This is a genomic window from Danxiaibacter flavus (assembly GCF_041060425.1).
Lineage (GTDB): Bacteria > Bacteroidota > Bacteroidia > Chitinophagales > Chitinophagaceae > Danxiaibacter > Danxiaibacter flavus.
Map to the genome: position 1 here is coordinate 76,430 of NZ_JAULBC010000005.1, position 24,476 is coordinate 100,905.

Genomic DNA, 24,476 nt, shown 5'->3' on the forward strand with positions numbered 1-24,476 from the left:
CGATTTGACAACCTTTGTAATTCTGTTTTATTTTTTTTCAAGGAGAGCTAGCTTCTTTTCCAACTCAATCACATACAGCGTCAACTCTTCCACTTTCTTCAACAACAACTTCTGCACCTCACCCAAATCATGACCATCCTTCTCAATAGTCAATGCAGATGGCATTTCAGGCAAATGCTTATTTTCTTTAACGAAAGATGAAACAGACACAAGTGAAGGCAGCTCATAAGACGAATCAAACACATAATCCGGCCAGTCGGCGGCAGCCTGTGATACGCGCACTTTTTTGGCCAGCACTGTACCATTGACTGAAAGTTTTTCGGTGGGAGAAGTCGTACCAATACCGACCTTTCCAACGGCAGGCGCTATGTTGACATTACCATTTTTGGCTACGACTAATCCCATTGAATTCGTCAGACTTGAATAGACATAGAAATCACCATTTTTTACCGGATAATTAGAACCGTCAAGATGTGCTACACCCAGCCTTATTACTTCGTCATCACCTGGAGTCTGAAAGCGTATCTCCGGCCATTCCCTGGACGAGATTTTTATATAATTGCGTTGAGCTGTTGTACCTGCATTGATGTTTCCTATAGTTGAAGTATTTCCGTTTACTGATAAATCATTACCCAGTGTAGCTCCTTTTGTATTGACATAATAATCAACAATTGTTTTATAGGTATGGGTTGGGCCATTTGTCTGTTGAAAAGGCAATGGGTTTTGTACGCCATCATATACCACCGGATTTACATTGGCATTGGCCTTGTAATAATAGGTGGTTGTGCCACCTCTTAACCAAATTATGATTTTGGCATCACCGTTCAGATAAGTTGCATCTGTCCATCCGGCTACGAACCTGTCAATAACAGCATTTGCCAAAAGACAGCTTCTTATATCAGCATCAATAAAGTTGGCAGCGTTGCCCCAGTTGTACGTATGATACCTGAACTTTGATATAAGGGCACCTCTCCAGGAGGCATCCGTATGAACAGCAGCCCTGCCAATTTCTAATTCTGTGGCAACATTTTGCCAGCAATTGCCATCCAAAAAAGTTACAGGGTAATATTTATCAATATCTCCCTTTACTTGAAAACTACCTGACTCCGCCTGCACTGAGATACAGATAAGAGTCATAATAACTGCAACCAATATCTTTTTCATGTTATTGTTTTTTAAAAGCTTAGTTATGATTAACTACCTGTTGTTCTATTTGCTCAATACGTTTTCTTAATGCTTCATTTTCCGATCTTAAGTCTTTAATGGAGCCGTTCTGATCAATGATATAGAGGGTCAACTCTTCCACTTTCTTCAATAACATTTTCTGCACATCGCCTAGATCATGCCCATCTTTTTCTATCGTAGATGCAGAAGGGATTTCAGGCAAGTGCCTGTTTTCTTTAACGAAGGATGAGACTGATTCTAATGATGGTAGGTTATACGCCGAATCAAATACATAATCCGGCCAGTTGGCATAATTCTTTACCACAGCTTTTGTGAAAACAGCAGCTCCATTCACTGCAAGCTTATAGCCTTTAGTATCAGTTGTTCCTATACCAAGAGAACCTTGGGTAACACGAAGGCCATTGCCCTGTACGTCCAAATAACTTTTGCCATACTGCGTGCCAGGATCAATGACAACACCAGTGGTCCAACCCAATCGTAGCTGTTGATAGTTGGGAGCAACCCAGTCACCTGCTGTTCTATGCACTCCATAAACAGTGGGATCACCGCTACCGCTATACCAGGTAATGCCATTAGGTAGGTTCGTTTTATCTACATCTGCAAAACTGAGCTTCCCTGCCGGGTTGGTGGTACCGATCCCTATGTTGCTGGGAGTAGTGATGGGGTCAAGATTTACAAAAGGCTGTACATTGCTGACGAACTCGTCCTTTACTATTGACAGCGTTTCATAATGTGCATAGCCGGTAAAGGAAAAATAATACAAGGCTGAACTATTGTTTATTTCTACGGCTAAATAATTCACATTATTATACGTAAGCGTTACCAGGCGGGCAGCTTCATTATAAGTGATCATACTCCCTCTGTTGGCATTATAGGCGCTGGATGTATTCACTTCTACCGTCCATTTACGGTTCCAGGAGCCAGTATTGCCGCGAATTGCGGTGAGTTTCCCCATTACATGCCGGTCATCGAGCAGTGTGCCGCTATAAATTTCATGAAGCAATAAATAGTTAGGCCCCTGGCTGTCTTCAGAAGATCCAGGGATCATCCTGTCTACATAATAATCCCTTGCGTTCTCAACTACATGAAGTTTTCCCCTGGGCATGGTTGTACCTATTCCAACACTGCCTGTTGCAGGAAAAGTATTCTGTGCCTGAAGGTTTTCCAAGGTTGTAATCAAACTAAAAAAAAGTAGTATTCTTTTCATGATGCCATCGGGTTTATATTAGTTCTTTCTAAAAATTCTAAAAGCCGTAACCAATTCTGAATTTGAGTATCTGGGCCCTTGGTACTTGTTGTGCAGCTATAAAATCATATAAAAGCTGCATACGCCCTTCTTTCTTCGTTCCAATCTTGTATTTCTTGGTAACACCTGCTAGCACACTACGCTGCCACAGATTGATGTTTTGTGCAGCTGGTGATGGCAATGCTCTCAAGCTGCTAAAAGCCCGCATGTAGTTGTACTCAAAACCTGCACTCAGCCATATACTGCCTTTGGCCTTTATGTCCATATAGCTGCGCAAACCAACGCCCTCATTGCTTAAGGCCAACTTTTCCCAACCTTTGCCCAAACCCAGCTTATAGCTTGCACCAATGCCCATCACCGCTTTATCGCTTAATTTGTAACCTAACTGAACTGCTATGTCCGCTATCGTTGGCAAATAATTGGTTACGCCACTTGTCTGTATTGTCAATCCATATTCAAGTCGCTTTAAAAAGCTTTTTGTCTTCTGTTTATTGGGCCTAAAATCGGGCATGGTCATATCGCTGCTGCCACCCGTTAACCGGTTCAGCTTGTTTTTTAGTTCATTCATTTGAGATTCGGCCTGCTGTACTTGCTGCTGCATAAAGGCTTCTGCGTTAGCACCACCACCCATTGGAGAATTAGTGTTTAATGGTAACCCTAATCGTTGGCTGATCATTCCTTCTACCTGGGCCCTTGTCTGCAATCCTTCCAGCGCCTGCGGTGTGCCATAGTTGGCTGGTATTCCAAACAACTGCGCCAGCATGCTGTTTTGCTGCATGAACTCCTTAAAGGCCGGCAATTCTCTTACTAAGGAAATAGCTTTATCCTCCAGCTTCCTGCGATTATTGAGCAGGTTTTTATATTCAGATAATTGCTGTTGATAGTAGACAACCTGTTTATTAATGCCCAGCAATTCTTTACCTAGACCAAACTGAGTGAGTTGTTGTTTTAGTTCCTGTTCTTTCTGACGAATGAAACTTTGGATTTCATTGGCTTGCTGTAGTTTGCCTTGCAGTTCCTGTAATTGTCCGCTGATCTGTTTTACTTTTTGCAATTGTTCCAATGGAAGCTTTGTTCCGTTTTGTTCCAGGAAACGCATGGCGGTCTGCAGGCTGTCCATACCTGGGATATACTCCTTTAATGGATTCGCTATTGATTTATCCAGTGGGGCTTTTAATTTGTTCCGGAGATCCTGGTAAGTACTTTCGGATCCGGCAAACAATTCCTTTGCTTTTGTACTGTCTTTTCCAGCCAGTTTGCGTTGCAGTTTTTCTTCCTTGCGCTGCATCTGTACCAGGCAATGCATGGTGTTTTCATTAATGGCATTGGTCAGGGATTGGTATTTCTGATCAATCTGACGGAGTGCTTTATCACCAATAAAGGACACGTTATTATCAGGCTTTGTAGAATCTTGTGAAGGCTGCCCATAGGCAAGCAGTAAGCAACATAAGCCCGGAAAAAACAGGGCGATCTTTTTTTTAAGAGTCAGTGGTTGTTGTACAGATATTTCCATAAAAGCTTAGCTTTTAAGTTTGGTTTTAAAAAAAATCAACTTAAAATCATTGAGGACGGATCAATAAAACATTAGCTCACAAAATCTCTTGTCTCAATTTTTATAAACCAGGAAAAACGGTCAATGCTTTTGGTATCTTTATTTTGGTATGTCCTGCACTTGTATCACACAGCAATAAACACAGGGAGTACAGTTGTATCAAAGCCCGACCACTAAATTCATGTTCAGACATAAAGCAAAATTAGACGGGGGGTAATTCCAAACACCATTGTATAGATCAAATAATCATCCCGAAAATTATTACTGTTAATACCATAAAGAGCGTCTTTTGCCGTGCATACATATGGTCCGAAGACTTAAAGGATTAAATGCATTAAAATCAGCAGGGAAATTTTTGTATGAATTCAAATAGAAAGTGTCAAATAGCGCGACGTAACAGCATTACAATTGCATCACTAGCTTTATTTGATGCTAAGTTTTATCCGGGATAGTTTTTTGATTTTTTTCAATTAATACGAAAGAATCAACAAAATAGTGATGTTTGTATGTGGATGTTATAGTCATTTTATTACCTATAACAACCAAAAAACAATCCTCAGAATGAAAGTTTTGTCCGCTACCTCAATCATCCTATCTATATCGACTCATCAAGAAAGGCATGGCTTATCAGCTCAAAGCAACTATTTTATATTGCAGGAGTTGCAGGGAGAACCTTACGATCTTTCAAAGATATTGTGATCTGGTTCCAAAATTGAGCAGCATTGCAGTCCTAAAAACGTTGCTTAAAAATTCAACACCACCGATTGCAAGAAAAGTTCTCTTTCGCAGAAATGATGATGTCAATCAAAGTTTCCGCATATTCGAAAACTTTGTTAACCATTTGTATTATATTCGTTACTAGCCTTCTCTTAAACATAACCCCTCTGTTGATTCATAAACCGGTTTTAAAACATGTAGGTCACATATGAAAAAATCAGGCGCTGCTATTCTCGAAACCAAACAACACTATGCTTTACTTGATGGACTAAGAGGCACTGCGGCTTTGACGATTGTTGTTTTTCATTTTCTTGAGATGGTTTACTCAGACTATAGCAAAAATTTTCTCGGTCATGGCTTTCTGGCTGTAGACTTCTTTTTTTGTTTATCGGGTTTTGTAATCGGATATGCTTATGATAACCGCATTCGCAATATCGGCGTTTGGGAATTCTTTAAATCAAGATTAATAAGACTGCATCCGCTGGTTATTTTAGGATCTATTTTGGGCTTGGTTGGATTTCTTTTTGATCCTTTCGGTGGTCATCCGGAGCTGTATAGCGCCGGTAAGATTCTGCTGATGTTTGTCTGTTCAATCTTCCTCATTCCTTTTCCTGCAATTGAGGAACGTGGCTTTGCCCTGTTTGGTTTTAATTCACCATCATGGTCATTATTTTATGAGTATATCGGCAATATCGTTTATGCATTTATTCTTTGCAGAGTTCGTAAAAGCATTTTAATAATACTTACGGCAGCATCAGCCATATGGCTTTGTGTGGTTGCTTTTAAGGCTGGCACTTTGATTGGGGGATGGGATGGTAAAAGTGCCTGGGATGGAATGGCCCGTTTATCATTTTCTTTTCTCGCAGGTCTGCTGGTTTATCGCTGTAGGCTGATCATTCAAAACAAGCTCGGCTTTATTGGTTTATCGTTGTTGCTGGTGTGCCCTTTTGTTATGCCTTATTTTAAATGGAACTGGCTGGCAGAATCTCTTGTTGTTATTTTTTACTTCCCGCTGATTATCTCGCTTGGAGCAGGTGCAAACATCGTCCACCAGGGAATGAATAAACTATGTGCCTTCTTCGGAAAAATATCCTATCCGCTTTACATGATGCATATTCCCGTGATCTGGTCCTTTGGTCATTATTACAGCACAAACAAACCAGACACAAGGCAGCTGTTTTATATCATAGGTATAAGCACCATCCTACTGGTTGCTATGGCTTACATAATAATGATTGTATTTGACATTCCCGTTCGAAAATATTTAACCAACAGGAGAAGAAAAGCACTAGCCCAAAATGAAGTGAGAGAAGGCAAAAAAGCGATAAGCAATGCATAAGCTCATTACTTACCTTTTTAAGGCAAGGCAATAATATGCCAACTACTGATTTTGTCAGTGGAAAAAATTTGCAAATGCAGGCGAAGCTACAACTGCTCGTGCTGCTGCACTACATAAAGATCTATCAGTTCGCCTATTTCCTCAGCTTCCGGTGTTGCCTGTTCGCTGTGTGAATCCATCCAGCGGTTAGCACCTTCAGTATCTTCCTTTACATGAATATGAAGATCTCCATCAACCAGGTGAACAATATAGCCTTTTTCATTAGCTCTTGAGTGCGGGTCTTGTTCTACAACAACCTGCCGTCCTTTGTACTCGATGGTAAATTCTTTTTTCATATCGTTAAAGAATCAATCTCAGTGCCAAGTTATAATTCTTTAGCTCAGGCTGCAAGAAAATCGCCTTCCATTTTACGTTTGCTGTCAAGGTATTTTTCGTAGATAACTGCACCCATCGGTTTTTCGTACACTTTGCTTTCCAGCCAGGAGATTACATCCAGGTATGCAAAAGATCTTGTTTCATACCTGTTTTTCTCAAGATGCTTGATCTTATGTAGAAACTTTTCCAATTCAGGTTTCAGCTTTCTTGGAGAAATAGCGAATGACGTACGCAGGAATCTGAACATCTCTTCCTCAACCACTGTAAGATTTTTCATCTTGGCCATAAACCTGTAGACAGACTTCATTAGTGATTCAATTATCTCGTAGTTACCCAGTTCGTAATGAGCCATCAAATGAAGCAAGCGCGCATAACATTGCAGGTCTATGCGCATATCGGTATTTCCATGTATAAGATTCTGGAGGTAATCTATTGAAGTAGAATAGTCGCCGTTGCCAAAATACAGGCTCGCTATCTTATAGTTTGAAACCATTATTCTATGCCTGTCTATATACAACGAATACTCCTTCATCTTTTCCACAATATGTGGTACCAGCTTTAAACCATCTGCAAAAGTACCCATCATCAAATGCTGATTCAGTTTGGCACTGCTGATGTAAATAAATATGTGAATGCGGAAGTTATCGTGCAGGTTGGCTACCGGTGTTTTAGCAAAATCCTCAAAATCCCGCAGTGTTATTTCAAATTGCTGATAGTTCCGGAGATCGAAGTGCGCATTCAGGAGGTTATGCATTCCTTTTATATAATGACCTATCTCCACGGTTTTCATCAGTTCCTGTTCTTCGTACAGGTCGATCCATTTACGGCTATAACGGTAATACATTAAGAAGTCCTGCCGTATAAATGCATACCAGCAATAACTCTGATACAGGTATAATTTCTCGTAAAAGTCTGTGACCTTGTGTGCATTGGCCGGAAGGTTACTGGAAAAAAAGTTTCTTACATCTTCTTCATCAGCAGGATTGCGCGCGTGGCCATTTTTAATGTACCAGCGATATAATTGAAGTGCCAGGTTAGACAATCTTACAACACTATCAATATGTTCACTGATTTCCAATGCTTCAGCAGCAAGAAGATCAGTCTTTTCTTGTGAGCTGCGGGTAATATGCAGCGTCTCTATTTTCTTTTCCAGGGAAATTACCTGCGCCAGGTAGTTGTATTTGTGATTGGCCTTGGCTAATTCCTTTGCCTTTTCAAGCATTTTCAGCGCCTGTGGCTTTAATCCTTTGTTATAAAGCACACGGGCGTAATCAAGATGCTCGCTTAATTGGAGATCAATGTTCTCGGTGCTTTTCAGAAGCCTGAGGCTCGCAAGAACCTGTTTATACAAGTGCGTTTTCAGATTGGCCAGTTGCGGTTTGGTAATGGGAGAAAGTCTTTTCATTAAAAACTTCTCGTCATATTCCGGCAATTTATCCAATGCATCAAATAACTGTATGATTTTCAAGTCTTCCTTAGCGGAACTCCGCTTTATATATAATTTAAAATGCCTTTTTTCAGATTTTTCCAACGATTGAACTAATTGAAATAAAGCATCTGTTAAACTGTTGGACGTCATAATGAAATTCTCCTCAAATTCAATATCAGTAAGGGTTTTAATATTTATTTATCATTTTTGGCGTAATAAAAACACGATTAAGTTGTCTTGTACGCCAAAAGAATGCGTATTACTTTTACATCAGAATAACAAGAGATCATACAGCAAGCAACCGAAAGAGCAGGCAACAATAGTTAAAGGACCGTGGTAAAAGCAGAAAAAACCTGCCTCTTTGAACAAAAAAAAATTTTCGAACTTTTTTTCATATGGCAAGCAATCGTTAGAGGCCATCTGTTTCTACAGTGTGGCTTTTTTCTTTTTGTATCAACGAAAATAAGCGTTATTTCCAATCCAAAAAATTTTTCTTCGCCATTTTAGCAGGTCGTTTACGCATTTTATCCAACTTTAATTTGGCCTGGTAATCTCAAATTAGCCATTCATAATCAATGTATTCGGAGATTTCGAAACCCGACGGATCTAGCTTTGGTATTATGGCTTGTCCAGAGGTTGGCGGTGAAACGTGATAAAAAGAAAGGTGCTTTTCAAGGGATAGGTAGAACCCACAGCTTAGACTTTTTTTCTAAGTATTTGTAAGGCTATTTGTTCCACTTGCTGGCCGGCATCTGGCTTATGAGAAAAATAAGTGCTTATTTTAAGAATTAATTCTACAGATGCCATTTGTTTGTTCAGGGCTCGGATAATAACGGGCTTGGATTTTCGCGTATAGGTAACCAGTTTTTTAACATCACCTCTTGTCTGCTTTTCCTTCCATATAGCGTAAACACTATCTGGTACAGCAATTACATTTGAGCCGAAATCTGCTTTACTTTGTATTTCTTTTTTGTTTACCAAATATTTACTATTTTATTGTTTGTTTAGACAACAAATCTAAGCATTAATTCTAAACTTTAAAAAACATATTAAATTTTTCTTTCAATGCATATTGGTGAATTTTTAAAGCGATTCAGGGATGCAAAAAACCTAAGCAGGAGCAAGATAGCTGCACAAATTGGTGTCAGCGAATTCCGGCTGCAAAAGTGGGAGGACAAAAATTTCAATCCCAAAAGCGCTGATAGTGAAAAAATTCGCAGCTATTTCAACCTGGTCAGCATTCAATATCTCTCAGAAGAAATTCTTGCAAAATGCATTGCTGCTGAAGATGGGCAATTGAACAATAAGATCAGTTTTGAAGATATTTTACAACAAAAGGATCTGTTATTACAAGAAAAAGACAAACGTATTGAGGAGTTGCAGAAGCTTGTATTAGCCCAGGAAGAAGTGATTAACAGGTATAAGGCAGGCAAAGCCGTACCCGGCGGACAATAGCCTATTCTACTTTTCGAGTACTTTATCCAGCAGATCTTCTAATGACTGCAATTTTTCGGCAGATTGTTCAAGTTTCACCCAATCCGCACCGGATTTATTTTTTTCAGTAGCCAGCCAGATAAGTACCATAGCAATATAGTCCTGCATGTCTTTACCGGAAAAATTGGTTTTAAACTCAAGGATCTTATCATTAATAAGCTTGATGCTTTTACGGACAGATTCCTCGTCCTTAGGCTCAATCTTCAGGCGGTAGGTGCGATCGCCAATGAGTATATTAACAGGTATTAATTCTTCCATACGTTAAGCGTTTAGCAATGCCAGGCAGCGTTCCACCTCTTTCAGATATTGATCAATTCTCTTCTCAAAGTCTTTTTTCGAACTTTCGTCCCAGCCATGTGCACCAACTTTAAGCGCATCAGCCTGCTGCTGCAGCAAGTCTATTTGTTGCTGTTTCGCCGTTGCATCTGCTCGTTGTTTTTCAAGCTCCCTGGAAAGCTGCAGGTTTTCTTTCTGCAGTTGCTGGTGCTGCTTTACAAGCTGTTGAAGCTTTTGCTGCAATCGTGTTATTTGCTCTTCCAGTTGAAACATGACAGTTTATGTACGATGTACGGTGTACGATGTTAGATGTACGATGTTAGATGGACGATGTTATTGATAAAGTACGATGTTAGAGCCGGAGCACACATCGTACACCGTACATCTAACATCGTACATTTGCTCATTTTCTTATTTCTGCGCTTAAGTCTTCCTCAAACGCTTTGATCAGCTTATTGGTGAAACCCTCAATCTCTTTATCTGTAAGTGTTTTTTCGTCATCAGCAAACGTGAAATTAACCGCCAGTGATTTTTTATTTGTTCCCAGCTTTTCACTTTCGAACACGTCAAACAATCTTACTGTTTGCAACTTTTGCAACTTTAATTTTTGAACTGCTTTTTCAATAGCATCAAACGAAACAGATCTGTCAACCACTAAAGCCAGGTCACGCTGAACGGACGGAAATTTCGAAACTTCAGTATACCTGATCTTTTTCTTTTCAAACAACTTCAACAACTGTGCAAAGTCAATATCGATAAAGTACACGGGCTGTTTAATATCAAATCCGCTTAACTGAGCTTTGCTCACTTCGCCAACCAGTCCCACATGTTGTTTACCAATAATAAAGTTCAGTGCGGTAGCATATTCCGGCAGTTCAGTTAATTCAAAAGTTACAGCTTCTAATCCGCACCAGTTAATCAACGCCTGAACAAGTCCCTTAGCCCTGTAAAAATCGTACCGTAAACTTTTGTTGCGCCAGCTATCTGCATGGTTTGCCCCGGTTATGTACAGGCAGAAATGTTCATCTTCCCTGTAAGAAGTAGATTTAGCACTATGGTGATATGTTTTTCCAAACTCAAATAATTGCAGGTCGTTGTTCTTGCGATTGATGTTGTATGCTATGGCTTCCAAACCGGTCTGCAACATTGAAGGACGCATTACATCAAGATCAGCACTCAGGTTGTTCAACATTTTTACTGTAGTGTTGAGCACCTCTTCGGAAAAATATTTGCTGTTCGTTACAGAGTTGGTCATGATCTCATGAAAGCCCTGTCCTACCAGGTAATTTGCAATCTTTTCCTTCAGAACATCTTTTAAACCGCCATCATCAACAGACGGAGTTATTGTGATGCTTGTTGGGATGGAGATATTATCAAGACCGTCGATGCGCACAATCTCTTCCACAATATCTGCCGGCAGAGTGATATCCGGCTTGCTAAAAGGCACTGCTACCCAAATCTCGTCCATACCTTCCTTGATCAGTTCAAAACCAAGACTGGTCAATATCTTCTTGATCGTATCCGGGTGATAGTTTTTACCGCTCAGTTTTTTCAGGTAGTGGTATTTGATCGCCACCTGCAGTTTGTCTTTTTGAACAGGATAAACATCAACCAGGTCGCTCGAAATTTCACCGCCGGCAATTTCCTTTATTAATAAGGCCGCTCTTTTCAATACCGTTACAGTAGCTGAAATATCCACACCTTTTTCAAAGCGGGATGCAGCATCTGTTCTCAGGCCGTGAAACAAGGATGTTTTACGAATATCAACCGGGTTAAACCAGGCACTTTCGAGGAATATGTTTTTAGTCGTATCCTTCACACCGCTATGCAGACCGCCAAATACACCGGCAATACACATGGGCTCACTTTCGTTGCAGATCATCAGGTCTTTTTCAGAAAGCTTGCGTTCTTTTTCATCCAATGTAGTGAATGGTGTGCCTTCCGGAAGATTCTTGACAATGATCTTATTTCCCTTTACTGCGTCTGCATCAAATGCATGTAGCGGCTGCCCTGTTTCATGCAGAATATAATTGGTAATATCTACGATGTTATTGATGGGTCGTAGTCCGATTGCCACCAATCTATCCTTTAGCCACTTTGGAGATTCTTTGATAGTAACTCCGGAGATTGAAATGCCCGCATATCTTCTGCAAGCTTCTTTATTTTCAATGGTAACGCTGATCGGTAAATTGTGGTTATCTGCTTTGAAAGCATTGATAAAAGGAGTCTTAACCTTCGCATCATTTTTTGTGTGATGTGTCAGGTAAGCACACACGTCACGTGCCACACCCAGATGGCTCATGGCATCCATGCGGTTAGGCGTAAGACCAATCTCAAAAATGTAATCATTATAAACCTGGAAGTAATCAGACGCAGGCGTACCAACTTTAACATCGTTTGGCAATACAAGAATGCCATCATGACTTTCACCCAGGCCTATTTCATCTTCAGCACAGATCATCCCAAAGCTTTCTACGCCACGGATCTTGGCTACTTTCATGGTCAGCGCATCACCTTTTACAGGATGAATTGTTGTTCCTACAGTAGCTACCACAACTTTCTGACCGGCTGCCACATTCGCAGCGCCGCACACAACCTGTAATGGTTCACCTTTACCCACACTTACTTTCGTAACTTTCAGTTTATCGGCATTCGGATGTTGTTCGCATTCCAATACTTCACCAATAACTAACCCAGCCAGCCCTTCTTTCACACTTTCATATTTATGCAGGCTTTCTACTTCCAGTCCTATTGATGTCAGAATCTTTGATAATTTCTCCGGTTCAATTCTTTCCGGCAAATAATCACATAACCAGTTATATGAGATTGTCATGTATCGCTCCTTTAATTCAATTGCCTGCAAATATAACGGATGTGGGTGAGGTGGCGGAGGATTTATGGGAAAGACCAGACAATGTACGATGTTAGGTGTACGATGTTAGATGTACCCCGTCGTTTAAGGTTCAGTGTACAACTAGATAAGGGTGTCAGCCGTTCGAAACGCTCTGGTCAATTTTTCTTAATTTTAATCGAGCCATGCCACATAAATCATTTTTTTAACTGACATTTTACCCTTATTTGCGTTGTTTTTATTTTATTATTGCATTGAAAGCGATTAAAAAAAGATAATATGATAACCGAAAAATTCCAATTAACCGGCGTCTTTGTTCAGGACCCTGAGACAAAGGGATTTACGGCTTTTTTCGCACAGTTGCCGAACATTATTGCGGAAGGAGATACTGAAGAAGAGGCTACACATAATTTAATTCATACTGTACAGGCAGTTTTCGAACATCAAAAAAATATCGAACTGCAGTCAGCATGCGCTTCTCAAAGCAATGTGATAACAAAGCCCTTTAACCTATCTTTTGCATAAGCAATGACACGAGCAGATTTTTACGATTGGCTTATAGCCAACGGCTGTACAATTGAGCCCTTACCCGAAGATTCCAGAGGAAACGTAATAAAGATCAAAAGCCCACGAAGCAGTAGCTATGTATTTTATAATACTCCAATAGATGACAGGCCCGTAAAATGTTATTCGGTTTGTACTATTTGTCATCAACTTTATGTAGATGTCCCGGACGAGTGTAAGGAGTTTGAACAGCTGGCTACTATGATAAAAAATAAGCACTATCCGAATAGATAGTGCTTAAAAAAAATCTTATCATGCCTGGAATAAATGCGAATACTATCCCGCAATCATCGTGTTCACAATCACCTTATCCTTCATTAAATCCCGCACAGTTTCAGCGATGGCAACGGCGTCGTAGCCACATTCACGCTGTAATTCTTTTGGCGTTCCGTGTTCTACAATTCTGTCTGGGATTCCCAATATTTTTACCTCTGCCTTGTAGTTGTATTTGGCCATAAATTCTAAAATGGCACTGCCAAAACCACCGGCAACAGTACCGTCTTCCACTGTTACTATTTTAGAATATCTTCCAAACGCTTCATGAAGCAGCTCTTCGTCAAGCGGTTTAACAAAGCGCAGGTCATAATGCGCGGGATTAATTCCTTCAGTTCGTAATTCACGAATGGCTTGCGTTGCAAAGTTTCCGGGGTGACCGAATGAAAGGATTGCCACATCCTGTCCGTCTTTGATCTTGCGCCCCTTGCCTATCTGCATTTCTTCAAACGGTGTTTTCCATTCCGGCATAACACCTTCGCCACGTGGATAACGGATCACGAATGGCAGGTTCATGGTTGGCAACTGTGAAGTATACATCATGTTGCGCAATTCCTGTTCATTCATCGGAGAAGCAATGATCATATTTGGGATGCACCTGAAATAAGCTATATCGTATGCCCCGTGGTGGGTTGGTCCGTCCTCCCCTACCAATCCCGCCCTGTCCAGGCAAAGCACAACCGGCAGCTTTTGAATGGCCACGTCATGCACAACCTGGTCAAACGCGCGTTGCATAAACGAAGAATAAATATTACAGAACACCCGCATTCCTTGCGTAGCGAGTCCTGCACTCAGCGTAACTGCGTGCTGTTCACAAATTCCAACGTCAAATGCGCGGTCCGGCATTTTTTCCATCATGAACTTTAAGGAAGAACCACTTGGCATGGCGGGCGTTACACCCATAATAGCCTCATTCTTTTCTGCCAGTTCGATTATTGTGTGTCCAAAAACATCCTGGTACTTAGGCGGTTGAGGAACATCCAGTTTCTTTTTATAGATCTCACCGGTTACTTTATCAAACAATCCGGGAGCGTGCCATTTTGTTTGATCTTTTTCTGCCAGTTCATATCCTTTCCCTTTTACAGTAATGATATGCAACAATTTAGGACCGGGAATACTTCTCAGATCTTTCAGCGTATCAACCAACTTAGTGATATTGTGGCCGTCAATCGGACCAAAATACCTGAAATTCAACGCCTCAAAAAGATTGCTGCTTTTGCTTACCATTCCTTTAAAACCTGCTTCCAGCTTGCTGGCCATATCGCGGGTAAAACGTTTGCCAACCGGCAGTTTGCCTAACAGGTTCCAAACGTCGTCTCTGAATTTATTGTAAGTATGTGAGGTTGTGATGTCAGTAAGGTATTCTTTTAATGCGCCAACATTGGGGTCGATGCTCATGCAGTTATCATTTAGAATAACCAGCATATCAGCATCTGCCACGCCAGCGTGGTTCAATGCTTCGAAAGCCATACCAGCCGTCATCGCACCATCGCCGATAACAGCGACAGATTTCCGGTTTTCACCTTTGTATTTTGCTGCCATCGCCATACCTAAAGCAGCAGAAATTGATGTGGAAGAGTGTCCTACGCCAAATGTATCATATTCACTTTCACTGCGTTTTGGAAAACCGCTAAGACCATTGTACTTACGGTTGGTGATAAATGTATCCCTGCGGCCGGTAAGGATCTTGTGGCCATAAGCCTGGTGACCCACGTCCCAAACCAGTTGATCGTAAGGAGTATTATATATGTAATGAAGGGCAACTGTAAGTTCTACTACGCCGAGACTTGCCGCAAAGTGACCGCCATGTACGCTTACTACATCAATAATATACTGACGCAATTCATCGCAAAACTGGTGTAATTGTTCTCTTGGAAGCTTTTTAAGATCATCCGGATTGTTCACCTGACTTAATAGCGGACCTGGCAGTATTTCCATTCAACTCAATTTAAGGTGTAAAAATACTATTTTAGCGGCTAAACCTTACATACCGAAAAAAACACCGGAGATATTTATTTTATAACGTTTATCCATTTATTTGGCCGCGTTAATTTATATACTGTAAATTAACAAAAATTTTATTTTTCGACACAACATTCAACCAAACAGCCTTTGCATTTTACCTTTAATCACTAAGAAGATATTATAGCGCGGGCAATAAATTAATTTTGAGTTCCCATGAAGTTTAGATTATCAGCATATTGGTTGTGCCAGATTGCCGGATGGGCATTTTATGGCCTTGTGTTCATGTTCCTGGCGTTAGTGTTCGAACAGAATATCTCTACCCTTTTTGTCCAACGACTTCTTTTGCAATTATTTATGGGTTTATTTTTTACCCATTTGCTCCGCGAATTCATCAATTACAAGAAATTACTACCTCCACTCAATAAAAGAGAATGGATGTTTTTGTTGGTGCTTGTGCTAACAACCTGCGTTTTGTGCAGTTTCGTATCGAGTGTAATAGTTGAAACGCTTTCACTGTACGATCCGCAGATGAAAGCATCTTTCGCCAAGCGCTTTTTGTCCGATATGTTCTATGATTCTCCCATTATTATTGTGTGGGCCTCTATATATTATGTTTGGCACTACGTTGAAGCAACCCGCAAAAGCCAGCTTGACCGTGTACAGCTGGAAAGCGTTGTAAAAGAACTGGAGCTCAAAACCATCAAATCCCACATCAACCCACATTTCATCTTTAACGCCCTGAACAGTATCCGCGCCCTTGTAGATGAAAACCCTGAACGTGCAAGAACCGCCATCACCGAACTTAGTAATATACTTCGCAGCAGCATGAAAGCTGATTCTCTCGAAACATCTCCGCTGGAAAGAGAATTGAGCATTGTAAAAGATTACCTGGCTTTGGAGCATATCCGTTTTGAAGACAGACTGCGAATTGAATATGATATTGACGAGGATACGCTTGACCAACAGGTTCCGCCGATGATGTTGCAAACCCTCGTGGAAAATGCGATCAAGCACGGCATCAGCAAACAGATAGATGGCGGCATCGTTAAGATCTCATCAGGTTTTAAACAAAATCAGCATGAGTTGATCGTTCTTAATACAGGAAAACTGAGCAGTGAAATTAACCCTGAAGGCTTTGGGATAATGAGTACCTTTAACAGGCTTAAGTTGTTATACGGAGCCAAAGCTTATTTTGAAATAAAGAACGTTAACGGAAACCTCGTGGAAGCAAAAGTTATCTTGCCTTTACAACCACTATAGTCACAAATAAATCTGAAGCATCAAAAAAATTTGAAGTCATGTCCATAAAAGCAATTATTGTTGACGACGAACGCTTAGCCAGAAATGAATTAAGGAAGTTATTGCAGGAGTTTAATGACATTGAAGTGATTGAAGAAGCAAGTAACGCCGATGAAGGAATTGAAAAGATAGAGACATTGAATCCTGACCTTATCTTTCTTGATATTCAGATGCCCGGTAAAACCGGTTTTGATATGCTGGCCGAATTGGAGAAAGCCCCCCATGTTGTTTTTACAACAGCCTATGACGATTATGCTTTAAAGGCTTTTGAAGTAAATGCACTGGATTATTTAATGAAGCCAATTGAGCCCCGCCGCATGGCAGACGCTATTCAAAAAGTAATGTTTGAAATAAGCAAGGAAAAGGCAGGCATAAACGGCAACATAAATCGTGGTCCGTTAACAGATAACGACCAGGTATTTGTGAAGGATGGAGAACGCTGCTGGTTTGTGAAACTGGGTGAAGTAAGATTGTTTGAGAGCGTTGGTAACTATGCACGTGTATTCTTCGGAACAAATAAGCCTCTTATCTTAAAATCACTCAACGCCTTGGAAGAAAGACTGGACGACAGGATCTTTTTCCGCGCCAACAGAAAGCACATCATCAATCTCCGCTGGATTGAAAAGATTGAACCATACTTTAACGGTGGCCTCCTTGTTGAACTGAAAGGCGGCGAAAAAATAGAAGTAAGCCGCAGGCAGACAGTGAAGTTTAAGGAAATGATGAGCCTGTAGGAAGACCGTAAGATGGTAAGACAGTAAGACCGTAAGATCGTAAGACAGTAAGAGAGTAAGACAGTAAGAGAGTAAGAATGGAAGTTGATTGATATAAATTAAGTTGCGGCAACTAAAGAAATCAGCGATCAAACAATCAGAGATCAGCGATTTGCTTCCGGCATTTTCAATTGTCCCCGCCTGAATGACATCAGTCGGGCAGGAATTTTCAACTTTCAATTAGCATAAATCGGAGATTCAAACATACAACCAACTATGATTAAAATTACTACTACAGCGTTGCTGACGCTTTTATCGGTATCCTATGTATCAGCGCAAAAAATCAATACCATCATTAATGCAGACGAAGTAAAAAGAATAGAAACTGTTCTTAGTTCGGATGACATGCTCGGCAGAAAAACTTTTAGCCCGGAGATTGACAAGGCCGCAGACTTTATTGCATCAGAGTTTAAAGCAACAGGATTAAAAACATTTCCCGGCTTATCTTCCTACAAACAACACTTTCAATTAATAAAACCAGTAGTACAATCTCAAAGCCTTACAGTAGATGGTGCCGCCGCTGATGAAAAAAACTTTGCAGTAGTTACTTTAAAGAATGAAATAAATATAACCGAGAAATCAGGACTGCCTTTTACTTCTATAAAAAAAGACGAAAATTTATATGAGGCCGCTTCAAAAATTGTTCACTCAAAAAAGAGCCAGGTTGTAATTGTAGATACCTCTTTTGCAAAATACTTTGGCCGCATTACGAATTACCTGAAAAGCAGATTGTTTGAAAACCAGCAGGATGTTCTTTTCATTTTGTCTGACAAGCAGCCAACTTCCTTCTCTTTAACTGCAAAACATACTTTCCAAAAATCAGATTTGAATAATGTTGTAGGCGTGTTGCCAGGTAAGTCAAAGAAAGATGAATTTGTTGTTTTCTCCGGACACTATGATCACCTTGGTATTGGTGAAGCCGTGAACGGCGATTCCATTTATAATGGTGCCAATGATGATGCTGCAGGAACTACAGCAGTTATTATGCTTGCTAAATATTTCAAGGCGTTAAAGAATAATGAACGCTCAATTATCTTTGTTGCTTTCACGGCAGAAGAAATCGGCGGATTTGGCTCTCAATATTTTTCAAGACAACTGGCTCCGGAAAAAGTAATGGCGATGTTCAATATTGAGATGATCGGAACAGAAAGCAAATGGGGCAAAAACTCCGCGTATATAACAGGATACGAGAAGACTGATATGGGAGACATTCTTGCTAAAAATTTAAAAGGATCTTCTTTTTCATTCTATCCTGATCCTTATACCTCGGAACAGTTGTTCTACCGCTCAGATAATGCAACGCTTGCGAGACTTGGCGTTCCGGCGCATACCATCTCTACATCCAAAATGGATAACGAACCCAATTACCACAAACCAAGTGACGAGATTGAAACATTGGATATGAACAATATGGCTGAGATCATTAAGTCTATTGCAATAAGTTCCACCAGTATTGTTAGTGGCAAGGATACACCTTCGAGAGTGAAGACGGAAGAACTTCGTTAATTGAAAATGGACAATTGAAAATTGAAAATGAAGTGTGCGCATAGATGGATGGCTATCGCTGATGTCTGATTTGAGGATGGCTGATTTCGCTTATCTATTCACACATTTTCTCATTTCCAGATTTACATATTGGCACATCTACTCATTTTGCGCATGTACTTATTCGCACATTTCGCCGCCGCCATCATTGTCAATTTTCAATTGTCAATTTTAAAATGAACCTTGACCTGTATGAACAGATATATACTGCTTACAATACTATTGATCTGTTTTTTAGTAAACTCCTACGCAACAAAATTGACGGGCATTGTGTACAATGAAACCGGCAAACCACTGGCATATGCGTCTATTACTGTGAAGGAGACAGGTAGGGGAACGACAACAAATGAGTCAGGAGCATACATCCTGGATCTTTCTTCCGGCAATTATACGATCAGCGTTCAATATATTGGCTACAAAAAGCAGGATAAAAAGATTCATATTAGCAACGATGCGGAAAAATTGGATTTCAAATTAGAACCGCAAACTTTTACACTGAATGAAGTTGTAGTTAAGTCCGGAGGAAAAGATCCTGCATACGAAATCATCCGCAATGCCATTAAGAAAAGGGAAGAATACCGTGCACCTTTGGATTCCTTTACCTGCCAGGCCTATATAAAAATGATGATCAAAACGCGCGGCCTGCCAAAGCGGATCTTTGGTCAGAAAATTGACAGCGCGGATCTGAAAGAAATGGGTGTTGACTCACTTGGGCGCGGTATTGTAGCATTGACTGAATCTGTAACTAAGGTCGCTTATAAAAAACCTGAGAAGCTTAAGCTTGAAGTGCTGTCAGGCAGGGAAAGCGGTTCCGGCGGATATGGATTTAACTTTCCCACTTTTATCAACTTCTATGACAATAATGTGGAAGTAATGAGCGACATCATTGCACCACGCGGATTTGTTTCTCCGATCGCTAATGATGCGCTTTCTTTTTACAATTACAAGTTTCTCGGATCATTTTTTGAAGATGGAAAAGAAGTCAACCGGATAAAAGTAATACCTAAAAGAAATTATGAGCCGCTATTCTCCGGAACAATAGAAATAACGGAGGGGGATTGGCGCATCTTCAGTCTCGATCTTCAGCTTACCAAACAATCACAGTTGCAGATGTTGGATACCATGCACATCCGGCAGATCCACCATGCTATCACACCTAAGGTTTGGCGCGTTAAAGACCAGGTTACTTACTTTACTTTTAACCTGTTTGGCATTAATGCCATCGGCAACCTGGTTAATATTTATAACGACTACGACCTCAAACCAAAGTTCCCCAAAAACTACTTCAATAATGTGATTGTGAAGTATGATACAGCTGTGAACAGAAAAACGCTGGCCTACTGGGATTCGATCCGCCCGGTTCCTTTACAACCGGAGGAAGCAAAAGATTTCAGAACCAAGGACAGTGTGTTTAAGGCGAAGAAAGATTCAGGTTATTCCAAAACATTTATTGATTCGCTTCGCGCAAAACAGGGAAAGGTTACTGTGATGAATATTTTGTGGAACGGTGTAAGGCGGAGCAACTACAACCCCGAAAAATGGACGACTTTTTATTGGAAGCCGTTACTCAAGCAGATACAATATAACACGGTGGAAGGGCTTGCAATGAATGCAGAAGCAACTATTAAAAGAGCTTATCCTGCAGCAAGCGGTGAACTTAGCTTTACGCCACATGTCCGGTACGGGTTTAGCAATGGCCATTTAAACGCATGGGGAACTTTTGAATGGAATAACAGAACGTTCAACAAAGACACTTCCGGCAAATATGATTTTGATGAGTTTGGGTTTGGCAACAATTCGCGCAATCGCTTTTCACTGAGTGGAGGTAAAAGAATAAACCAGTTTAATAAGGATAATCCAATATCGCCTTTATTCAACAGTATTGTGACGCTTTTCTTTAATCACAATTACATGAAGATCTATGAAAACATTTTTACAGAATTCAACTGGATTCATACGAACAACAATGGTTTGAAGTATGGGCTAAACCTGCTGTATGAAGATCGGATCCCTGTTGAAAACACGACTGATTTTTCCATCATTAAATATGACTCTCAAAAGTTCACACCGAATTATCCTTATGAAAAGATCTCGTCGCAGTTTCCGCGTCACCAGGCAGTAATTGCAAGCGCGTTTGTGGAATACCAACCGGGACAAAAATTCATTGAATTCCCCAATGGCAGAATGTTTATCGGCTCAAAATATCCAACGTTTACTTTGAATTATCAAAAGGGTATTGAAGGTATTTTGGGCAGCGATGTAAACTTTGACAAATGGTCATTCTCAGCCAGACAGGAGCTAAAATTAAAACTCTGGGGACAGTTTAACTACCGTGTTAACATTGGAGGTTTTCTCAATACCAGGAGTGTCTATATACAAGATTACAGGCACTTTAATGGTAACCAGATCATTCTTGCCAGTCAATACCTCAATAGTTTTCAGCTAGCGCCATATTACGCAAACAGTACAACTGCTTCATTTTATACCGCCGCACATATGGAGCATCATTTTAATGGTGCTATCACCAACAAGATTCCGTTATTCAAAAAACTCAATTGGTTTCTCGTAACTGGTAGCAACGCATTTTATGTAAATAGCAATAACAACTATGTAGAAATCTTCGGTGGTATCGAGAATATCTTCAAGCTCATTCGGGTGGATGTTGTCGGCGCATACCTCAATGGCACAAGCGGCCAGGTGGCAGTGCGCATTGGACTGGGGGGAATACTTGGAGGAAAAATCTCATTCACGAATAATTGATAATTGACAAGGGAAAATTGACAACGATTGCAGCGAAGGAGAACCGGCTAATTTTGTTTGTATAAACACTTCCCTTAACAATTACAGTTACACAGAGCTACACTGAGAAGGCACTGAGTTACACGGAGGGTTGCCCCATTTGCACATTCGCACATCTACACATCCGCACATTTTCAATTGTCAACTTTCAATTATCAACTGACTACGCCGCGTTTGTTCTGAATTTTGCTTTGCGCTGGAACAACAATTCGGTTACGTAGATCAGCAACATGCTTACTGCTGTCGTTGCAATTACTTTACTGAAGAAGAAAATGAAATCGTTGAACTGCAACCATTCAAGCAGTACGAAATAAAGATTATGGAAGAAGGCCAGGATTAACACATATACGCTGTATGGTGCCCAGCCAAGACTTTTAATGCTTGGTTCTATATAAGAAAATTCGGTTTTTTCCTGGGGCAGTAAAACGTTTAATAAGAACGGTCTGATATAGGCAATCAATACACATGGAGCGGCATGCATACCCGGCGTTCCGGTAAAATAATCCATACACAAACCAAAGATGAATGCAACGATCATCAGGCTGATGCGGGACATATTAAACGGCAACCACAACACAAACAGGAAATATAAATACGGTTTTACATATTGATGCAATGGCGGCACTTTGTCCAGCACAAAAGCCTGCACCAGGATGAACAACACAAAGCGGATAATATTTTTAAGTAAAGTGCTCATTAGTTCTTAGGTGTTTGTGCTTCCAGTTGCTTTTGCTCGTTCCAGTTTGCGTTGTCAATAATATAGGCATACTGCATGGTGAAAAAGTTAGTTGCAGCTTTCACCTTGATATTGTAAGTACTTCCGGAAGGTTCAATGGAAAAATTGTCAATCTGTCCAATCATTAATCCGGGAGGAAATATGCCGGACAAATTACTGGTTAGAACGGTATCACCCTTTTGTATTTTTGCAGTCTTAGGAATATTTCTCAATACAACAATTGAAGCATCTTTTCCGTCCCATTCAACAACGCCGTTATTGTATGCGCCTTTCTTCAGCATTGCACTGATACCCGATTTATGATTGAGCATGCTCATCACTCTGCAGTAGTTATCACTCACCATAATAACCCTTCCCACTACGCCATCCGGACCAACTACAGCCATATCAGGATGAATGCCCTGCTTTCTGCCTCTGTACAAGGTGATGTAGTTGTTTTCTTCGTTCACTGAGTTATTTACCACTTTTGCAGGCAGGTAAGTAAACACACGAACCTTGTAAGTTGAGTCTTGTAACAGGGAATCCAGCTTTTGCTGCTTTGTACTATCAGGCCCTTCAAAACTTGTCAGCAGCTCGTTACGCAATCTTGCGTTTTCGGCTTCGAGCTGCTTATTCGTTTCTTTCAGCCTGAAATAATATTCTACATTATTGTACTGCTTGCCCATTTTGCCGGTTATTTGGCCGGCCACATTTGAAAAAACAGCCTCATGCGTTTTATTGTATTTTACAAGTATGGCTATACTTAACCCTTGTAAAACAAGGAACATGAAAAAAGTAAAAAAACGCCTTATGAAGAGAATGATGTTACGCATGCAGTTTTCTATAATTCATGATCCGATACCAGGAAACCGCAGAACGGAACACCGGATAACAGATTTTCTTCGTGAGCACCAGTTCTATCGCATTACAAACGGATAGCGCTGATAATTTTTTAATGAGATTCCCGTACCACGCACTACACTCTTCAATGGATCATCCGCAATATGTACAGGCAATTTAATTTTCTGGCTTAAACGCTTGTCCAATCCACGAAGTAAAGCACCACCACCAGTCAGGTACAACCCTCTGCGGTAGATATCCGCAGCCAGCTCAGGAGGTGTGGTTTCCAAAGCTTTTAAAATAGCTTCTTCTATTTTAAAGATGCTTTTATCCAATGCTTCGGCAATTTCCTGGTAGCTCACCATAATTTGCTTGGGAATACCGGTAACAAGGTCACGGCCGTTTACGGGTATATCATCCGGAGGAGTTTCCAGGTCTTTCATCGCAGCACCGATCTGGATCTTGATCTGCTCCGCAGTTCTTTCACCGATCAGTAAGCTGTGGTAACGGCGCAAAGCTTCCATAATGTCAGCTGTAAATTCATCACCCGCGATACGGATACTTTGGTCGCACACAATACCGGCCAACGCAATAACGGTAATACCAGTGGTACCACCTCCAATGTCAATGATCATGTTACCAACCGGCTCTTCCACGTCGATACCGATACCTAGTGCAGCCGCCATTGGCTCGTGAATAAGATAAACCTCTTTTGCACCTGCCTGCTCAGCACTATCCCTAACCGCACGTTTTTCTACCTCCGTAATGCTTGATGGTATGCAGATCATCATTCTCCAGCTTGGGGGGAACAATGGCTTTTTGGAATAGATCATTTTGATCATTTCACGGATCATCAGCTCAGCAGCGTTAAAGTCGGCGATTACACCATCTTTCAGCGGCCTTACGGTACGGATGCTTTCGTGTGTTTTTTCATGCATCAATAAGGCACGTTTACCCACAGCCAAAACCTCTTTAGGGTTGTTACGGTTAAGTGCAACTATTGAAGGCTCATTCACCACAATTTCATCGTTATGTATAATAAGGGTATTTGCGGTACCCAGATCCATTGCTATTTCTTGTGTAAAAAAATTAAAAAGTCCCATTATATGAATTGTATTCCTTGTATTGTTATCGAATGCCTGCAAAATTCATAGAAATAACCCGAATAAACAAAAAGCAGAAATTTTTACTTTTTCAGCTTCCCTCTGAATTAACATTCACCCAGACTAAATGTGTAAA

The 24,476-nt window shown here is 40.6% G+C and carries 21 protein-coding genes; 8 read left to right on the forward strand and 13 right to left on the reverse strand.

Annotated elements, in window-relative coordinates; genetic code table 11:
• Positions 1-27: 27 nt before the first annotated feature.
• From QTN47_RS15325 to QTN47_RS15335, 3 genes are read right to left on the reverse strand one after another with little or no spacing between them, the layout of a single operon-like run.
• Positions 28-1,164: a hypothetical protein gene (locus QTN47_RS15325; protein ID WP_369330271.1), complete on the reverse strand. Its 1,137-nt coding sequence runs from the start codon at positions 1,162-1,164 to the stop codon at positions 28-30.
• Positions 1,165-1,183: 19 nt separating this feature from the next.
• Positions 1,184-2,392, reverse strand: coding sequence for a hypothetical protein (locus QTN47_RS15330; RefSeq protein ID WP_369330272.1), 1,209 nt, complete (start codon positions 2,390-2,392; stop codon positions 1,184-1,186).
• Between the two features lie 37 nt (positions 2,393-2,429).
• Positions 2,430-3,944: a BAR domain-containing protein gene (locus QTN47_RS15335; RefSeq protein ID WP_369330273.1), complete on the reverse strand. Its 1,515-nt coding sequence runs from the start codon at positions 3,942-3,944 to the stop codon at positions 2,430-2,432.
• Positions 3,945-4,908: 964 nt separating this feature from the next.
• Here QTN47_RS15335 and QTN47_RS15340 point away from each other — a divergent pair.
• Positions 4,909-6,039, forward strand: coding sequence for an acyltransferase family protein (locus QTN47_RS15340; protein ID WP_369330274.1), 1,131 nt, complete (start codon positions 4,909-4,911; stop codon positions 6,037-6,039).
• Between the two features lie 86 nt (positions 6,040-6,125).
• Here QTN47_RS15340 and QTN47_RS15345 read toward each other — a convergent pair whose 3' ends face one another.
• The 3 genes from QTN47_RS15345 to QTN47_RS15355 form a co-directional block, all read right to left on the reverse strand.
• Positions 6,126-6,374, reverse strand: coding sequence for a hypothetical protein (locus tag QTN47_RS15345; RefSeq protein ID WP_369330275.1), 249 nt, complete (start codon positions 6,372-6,374; stop codon positions 6,126-6,128).
• Positions 6,375-6,418: 44 nt separating this feature from the next.
• The gene (locus QTN47_RS15350) at positions 6,419-7,945 is read right to left on the reverse strand and encodes a hypothetical protein (RefSeq protein WP_369330276.1); all 1,527 of its coding nucleotides are present in this window, start codon (positions 7,943-7,945) and stop codon (positions 6,419-6,421) included.
• 594 nt (positions 7,946-8,539) lie between these two features.
• Positions 8,540-8,824 (reverse strand): hypothetical protein, encoded by a 285-nt coding sequence (locus tag QTN47_RS15355; RefSeq protein WP_369330277.1) that lies wholly within the window; start codon positions 8,822-8,824, stop codon positions 8,540-8,542.
• A gap of 84 nt (positions 8,825-8,908) precedes the next feature.
• On the opposite strand from QTN47_RS15355, the gene QTN47_RS15360 reads away from it, so the two are divergent.
• The gene (locus QTN47_RS15360; RefSeq protein WP_369330278.1) at positions 8,909-9,298 is read left to right on the forward strand and encodes a helix-turn-helix domain-containing protein; all 390 of its coding nucleotides are present in this window, start codon (positions 8,909-8,911) and stop codon (positions 9,296-9,298) included.
• 6 nt (positions 9,299-9,304) lie between these two features.
• Here QTN47_RS15360 and QTN47_RS15365 read toward each other — a convergent pair whose 3' ends face one another.
• The 3 genes from QTN47_RS15365 to pheT all read right to left on the reverse strand — a co-directional run bounded on the left by QTN47_RS15365 (position 9,305) and on the right by pheT (position 12,446).
• Positions 9,305-9,595 (reverse strand): cell division protein ZapA, encoded by a 291-nt coding sequence (locus QTN47_RS15365; protein ID WP_369330279.1) that lies wholly within the window; start codon positions 9,593-9,595, stop codon positions 9,305-9,307.
• A 3-nt stretch (positions 9,596-9,598) separates the two neighbouring features.
• Positions 9,599-9,886, reverse strand: a complete 288-nt coding sequence (locus QTN47_RS15370) for a coiled-coil domain-containing protein (protein WP_369330280.1) — start codon at positions 9,884-9,886, stop codon at positions 9,599-9,601.
• A 130-nt stretch (positions 9,887-10,016) separates the two neighbouring features.
• Positions 10,017-12,446, reverse strand: coding sequence for a phenylalanine--tRNA ligase subunit beta (gene pheT, locus QTN47_RS15375; RefSeq protein ID WP_369330281.1), 2,430 nt, complete (start codon positions 12,444-12,446; stop codon positions 10,017-10,019).
• 297 nt (positions 12,447-12,743) lie between these two features.
• On the opposite strand from pheT, the gene QTN47_RS15380 reads away from it, so the two are divergent.
• Positions 12,744-12,989 (forward strand): type II toxin-antitoxin system HicB family antitoxin, encoded by a 246-nt coding sequence (locus QTN47_RS15380; protein WP_369330282.1) that lies wholly within the window; start codon positions 12,744-12,746, stop codon positions 12,987-12,989.
• Positions 12,990-13,304: 315 nt separating this feature from the next.
• On the opposite strand, the gene dxs is transcribed toward QTN47_RS15380, so the two are convergent.
• Positions 13,305-15,239, reverse strand: a complete 1,935-nt coding sequence (gene dxs, locus QTN47_RS15385; RefSeq protein WP_369330283.1) for a 1-deoxy-D-xylulose-5-phosphate synthase — start codon at positions 15,237-15,239, stop codon at positions 13,305-13,307.
• Between the two features lie 240 nt (positions 15,240-15,479).
• Between dxs and QTN47_RS15390 the strand changes: the two genes are divergently transcribed.
• The 4 genes from QTN47_RS15390 (at position 15,480) to QTN47_RS15405 (ending at position 21,643) form a co-directional block, all read left to right on the forward strand.
• Positions 15,480-16,526, forward strand: coding sequence for a sensor histidine kinase (locus QTN47_RS15390; RefSeq protein WP_369330284.1), 1,047 nt, complete (start codon positions 15,480-15,482; stop codon positions 16,524-16,526).
• A gap of 38 nt (positions 16,527-16,564) precedes the next feature.
• Positions 16,565-17,299, forward strand: a complete 735-nt coding sequence (locus tag QTN47_RS15395) for a LytR/AlgR family response regulator transcription factor (RefSeq protein ID WP_369330285.1) — start codon at positions 16,565-16,567, stop codon at positions 17,297-17,299.
• Between the two features lie 255 nt (positions 17,300-17,554).
• Entirely contained in the window at positions 17,555-18,844 is a 1,290-nt protein-coding gene (locus tag QTN47_RS15400) for a M28 family peptidase (RefSeq protein ID WP_369330286.1), read from the forward strand.
• Positions 18,845-19,075: 231 nt separating this feature from the next.
• Positions 19,076-21,643, forward strand: coding sequence for a DUF5686 and carboxypeptidase regulatory-like domain-containing protein (locus tag QTN47_RS15405; RefSeq protein ID WP_369330287.1), 2,568 nt, complete (start codon positions 19,076-19,078; stop codon positions 21,641-21,643).
• Between the two features lie 202 nt (positions 21,644-21,845).
• Here the strand turns inward: QTN47_RS15405 and QTN47_RS15410 are convergent, their stop codons facing one another.
• The gene (locus QTN47_RS15410) at positions 21,846-22,379 is read right to left on the reverse strand and encodes a rod shape-determining protein MreD (protein ID WP_369330288.1); all 534 of its coding nucleotides are present in this window, start codon (positions 22,377-22,379) and stop codon (positions 21,846-21,848) included.
• A complete protein-coding gene (gene mreC / locus QTN47_RS15415) occupies positions 22,379-23,185 on the reverse strand; it encodes a rod shape-determining protein MreC (RefSeq protein WP_369330289.1) in 807 nt (268 codons plus the stop codon). Before mreC ends, QTN47_RS15410 begins: the two co-directional genes overlap by 1 nt.
• On the opposite strand from mreC, the gene QTN47_RS15420 reads away from it, so the two are divergent.
• Positions 23,184-23,336 (forward strand): hypothetical protein, encoded by a 153-nt coding sequence (locus QTN47_RS15420; protein WP_369330290.1) that lies wholly within the window; start codon positions 23,184-23,186, stop codon positions 23,334-23,336. The genes mreC and QTN47_RS15420 overlap by 2 nt on opposite strands.
• On the opposite strand, the gene QTN47_RS15425 is transcribed toward QTN47_RS15420, so the two are convergent.
• The gene (locus QTN47_RS15425) at positions 23,315-24,340 is read right to left on the reverse strand and encodes a rod shape-determining protein (protein WP_369330291.1); all 1,026 of its coding nucleotides are present in this window, start codon (positions 24,338-24,340) and stop codon (positions 23,315-23,317) included. The two genes, QTN47_RS15420 and QTN47_RS15425, sit on opposite strands and share 22 nt — an antisense overlap.
• Positions 24,341-24,476: the final 136 nt, after the last annotated feature.

Excerpts from the sequence above, each read along its gene's own strand:
- dxs (WP_369330283.1), bottom strand. The coding sequence starts at position 15,239 with ATGGAAATACTGCCAGGTCCGCTATTAAGTCAGGTGAACAATCCGGAT.
- QTN47_RS15410 (WP_369330288.1), bottom strand. The coding sequence starts at position 22,379 with ATGAGCACTTTACTTAAAAATATTATCCGCTTTGTGTTGTTCATCCTG.
- QTN47_RS15340 (WP_369330274.1), top strand. The coding sequence starts at position 4,909 with ATGAAAAAATCAGGCGCTGCTATTCTCGAAACCAAACAACACTATGCT.
- QTN47_RS15370 (WP_369330280.1), bottom strand. The coding sequence starts at position 9,886 with ATGTTTCAACTGGAAGAGCAAATAACACGATTGCAGCAAAAGCTTCAA.
- QTN47_RS15345 (WP_369330275.1), bottom strand. The coding sequence starts at position 6,374 with ATGAAAAAAGAATTTACCATCGAGTACAAAGGACGGCAGGTTGTTGTA.
- QTN47_RS15360 (WP_369330278.1), top strand. The coding sequence starts at position 8,909 with ATGCATATTGGTGAATTTTTAAAGCGATTCAGGGATGCAAAAAACCTA.
- QTN47_RS15380 (WP_369330282.1), top strand. The coding sequence starts at position 12,744 with ATGATAACCGAAAAATTCCAATTAACCGGCGTCTTTGTTCAGGACCCT.
- QTN47_RS15325 (WP_369330271.1), bottom strand. The coding sequence starts at position 1,164 with ATGAAAAAGATATTGGTTGCAGTTATTATGACTCTTATCTGTATCTCA.
- QTN47_RS15335 (WP_369330273.1), bottom strand. The coding sequence starts at position 3,944 with ATGGAAATATCTGTACAACAACCACTGACTCTTAAAAAAAAGATCGCC.
- QTN47_RS15395 (WP_369330285.1), top strand. The coding sequence starts at position 16,565 with ATGTCCATAAAAGCAATTATTGTTGACGACGAACGCTTAGCCAGAAAT.
- QTN47_RS15365 (WP_369330279.1), bottom strand. The coding sequence starts at position 9,595 with ATGGAAGAATTAATACCTGTTAATATACTCATTGGCGATCGCACCTAC.
- QTN47_RS15405 (WP_369330287.1), top strand. The coding sequence starts at position 19,076 with ATGAACAGATATATACTGCTTACAATACTATTGATCTGTTTTTTAGTA.
- QTN47_RS15400 (WP_369330286.1), top strand. The coding sequence starts at position 17,555 with ATGATTAAAATTACTACTACAGCGTTGCTGACGCTTTTATCGGTATCC.
- QTN47_RS15425 (WP_369330291.1), bottom strand. The coding sequence starts at position 24,340 with ATGGGACTTTTTAATTTTTTTACACAAGAAATAGCAATGGATCTGGGT.
- QTN47_RS15420 (WP_369330290.1), top strand. The coding sequence starts at position 23,184 with ATGAAAAAAGTAAAAAAACGCCTTATGAAGAGAATGATGTTACGCATG.
- QTN47_RS15330 (WP_369330272.1), bottom strand. The coding sequence starts at position 2,392 with ATGAAAAGAATACTACTTTTTTTTAGTTTGATTACAACCTTGGAAAAC.
- pheT (WP_369330281.1), bottom strand. The coding sequence starts at position 12,446 with ATGACAATCTCATATAACTGGTTATGTGATTATTTGCCGGAAAGAATT.
- QTN47_RS15390 (WP_369330284.1), top strand. The coding sequence starts at position 15,480 with ATGAAGTTTAGATTATCAGCATATTGGTTGTGCCAGATTGCCGGATGG.
- mreC (WP_369330289.1), bottom strand. The coding sequence starts at position 23,185 with ATGTTCCTTGTTTTACAAGGGTTAAGTATAGCCATACTTGTAAAATAC.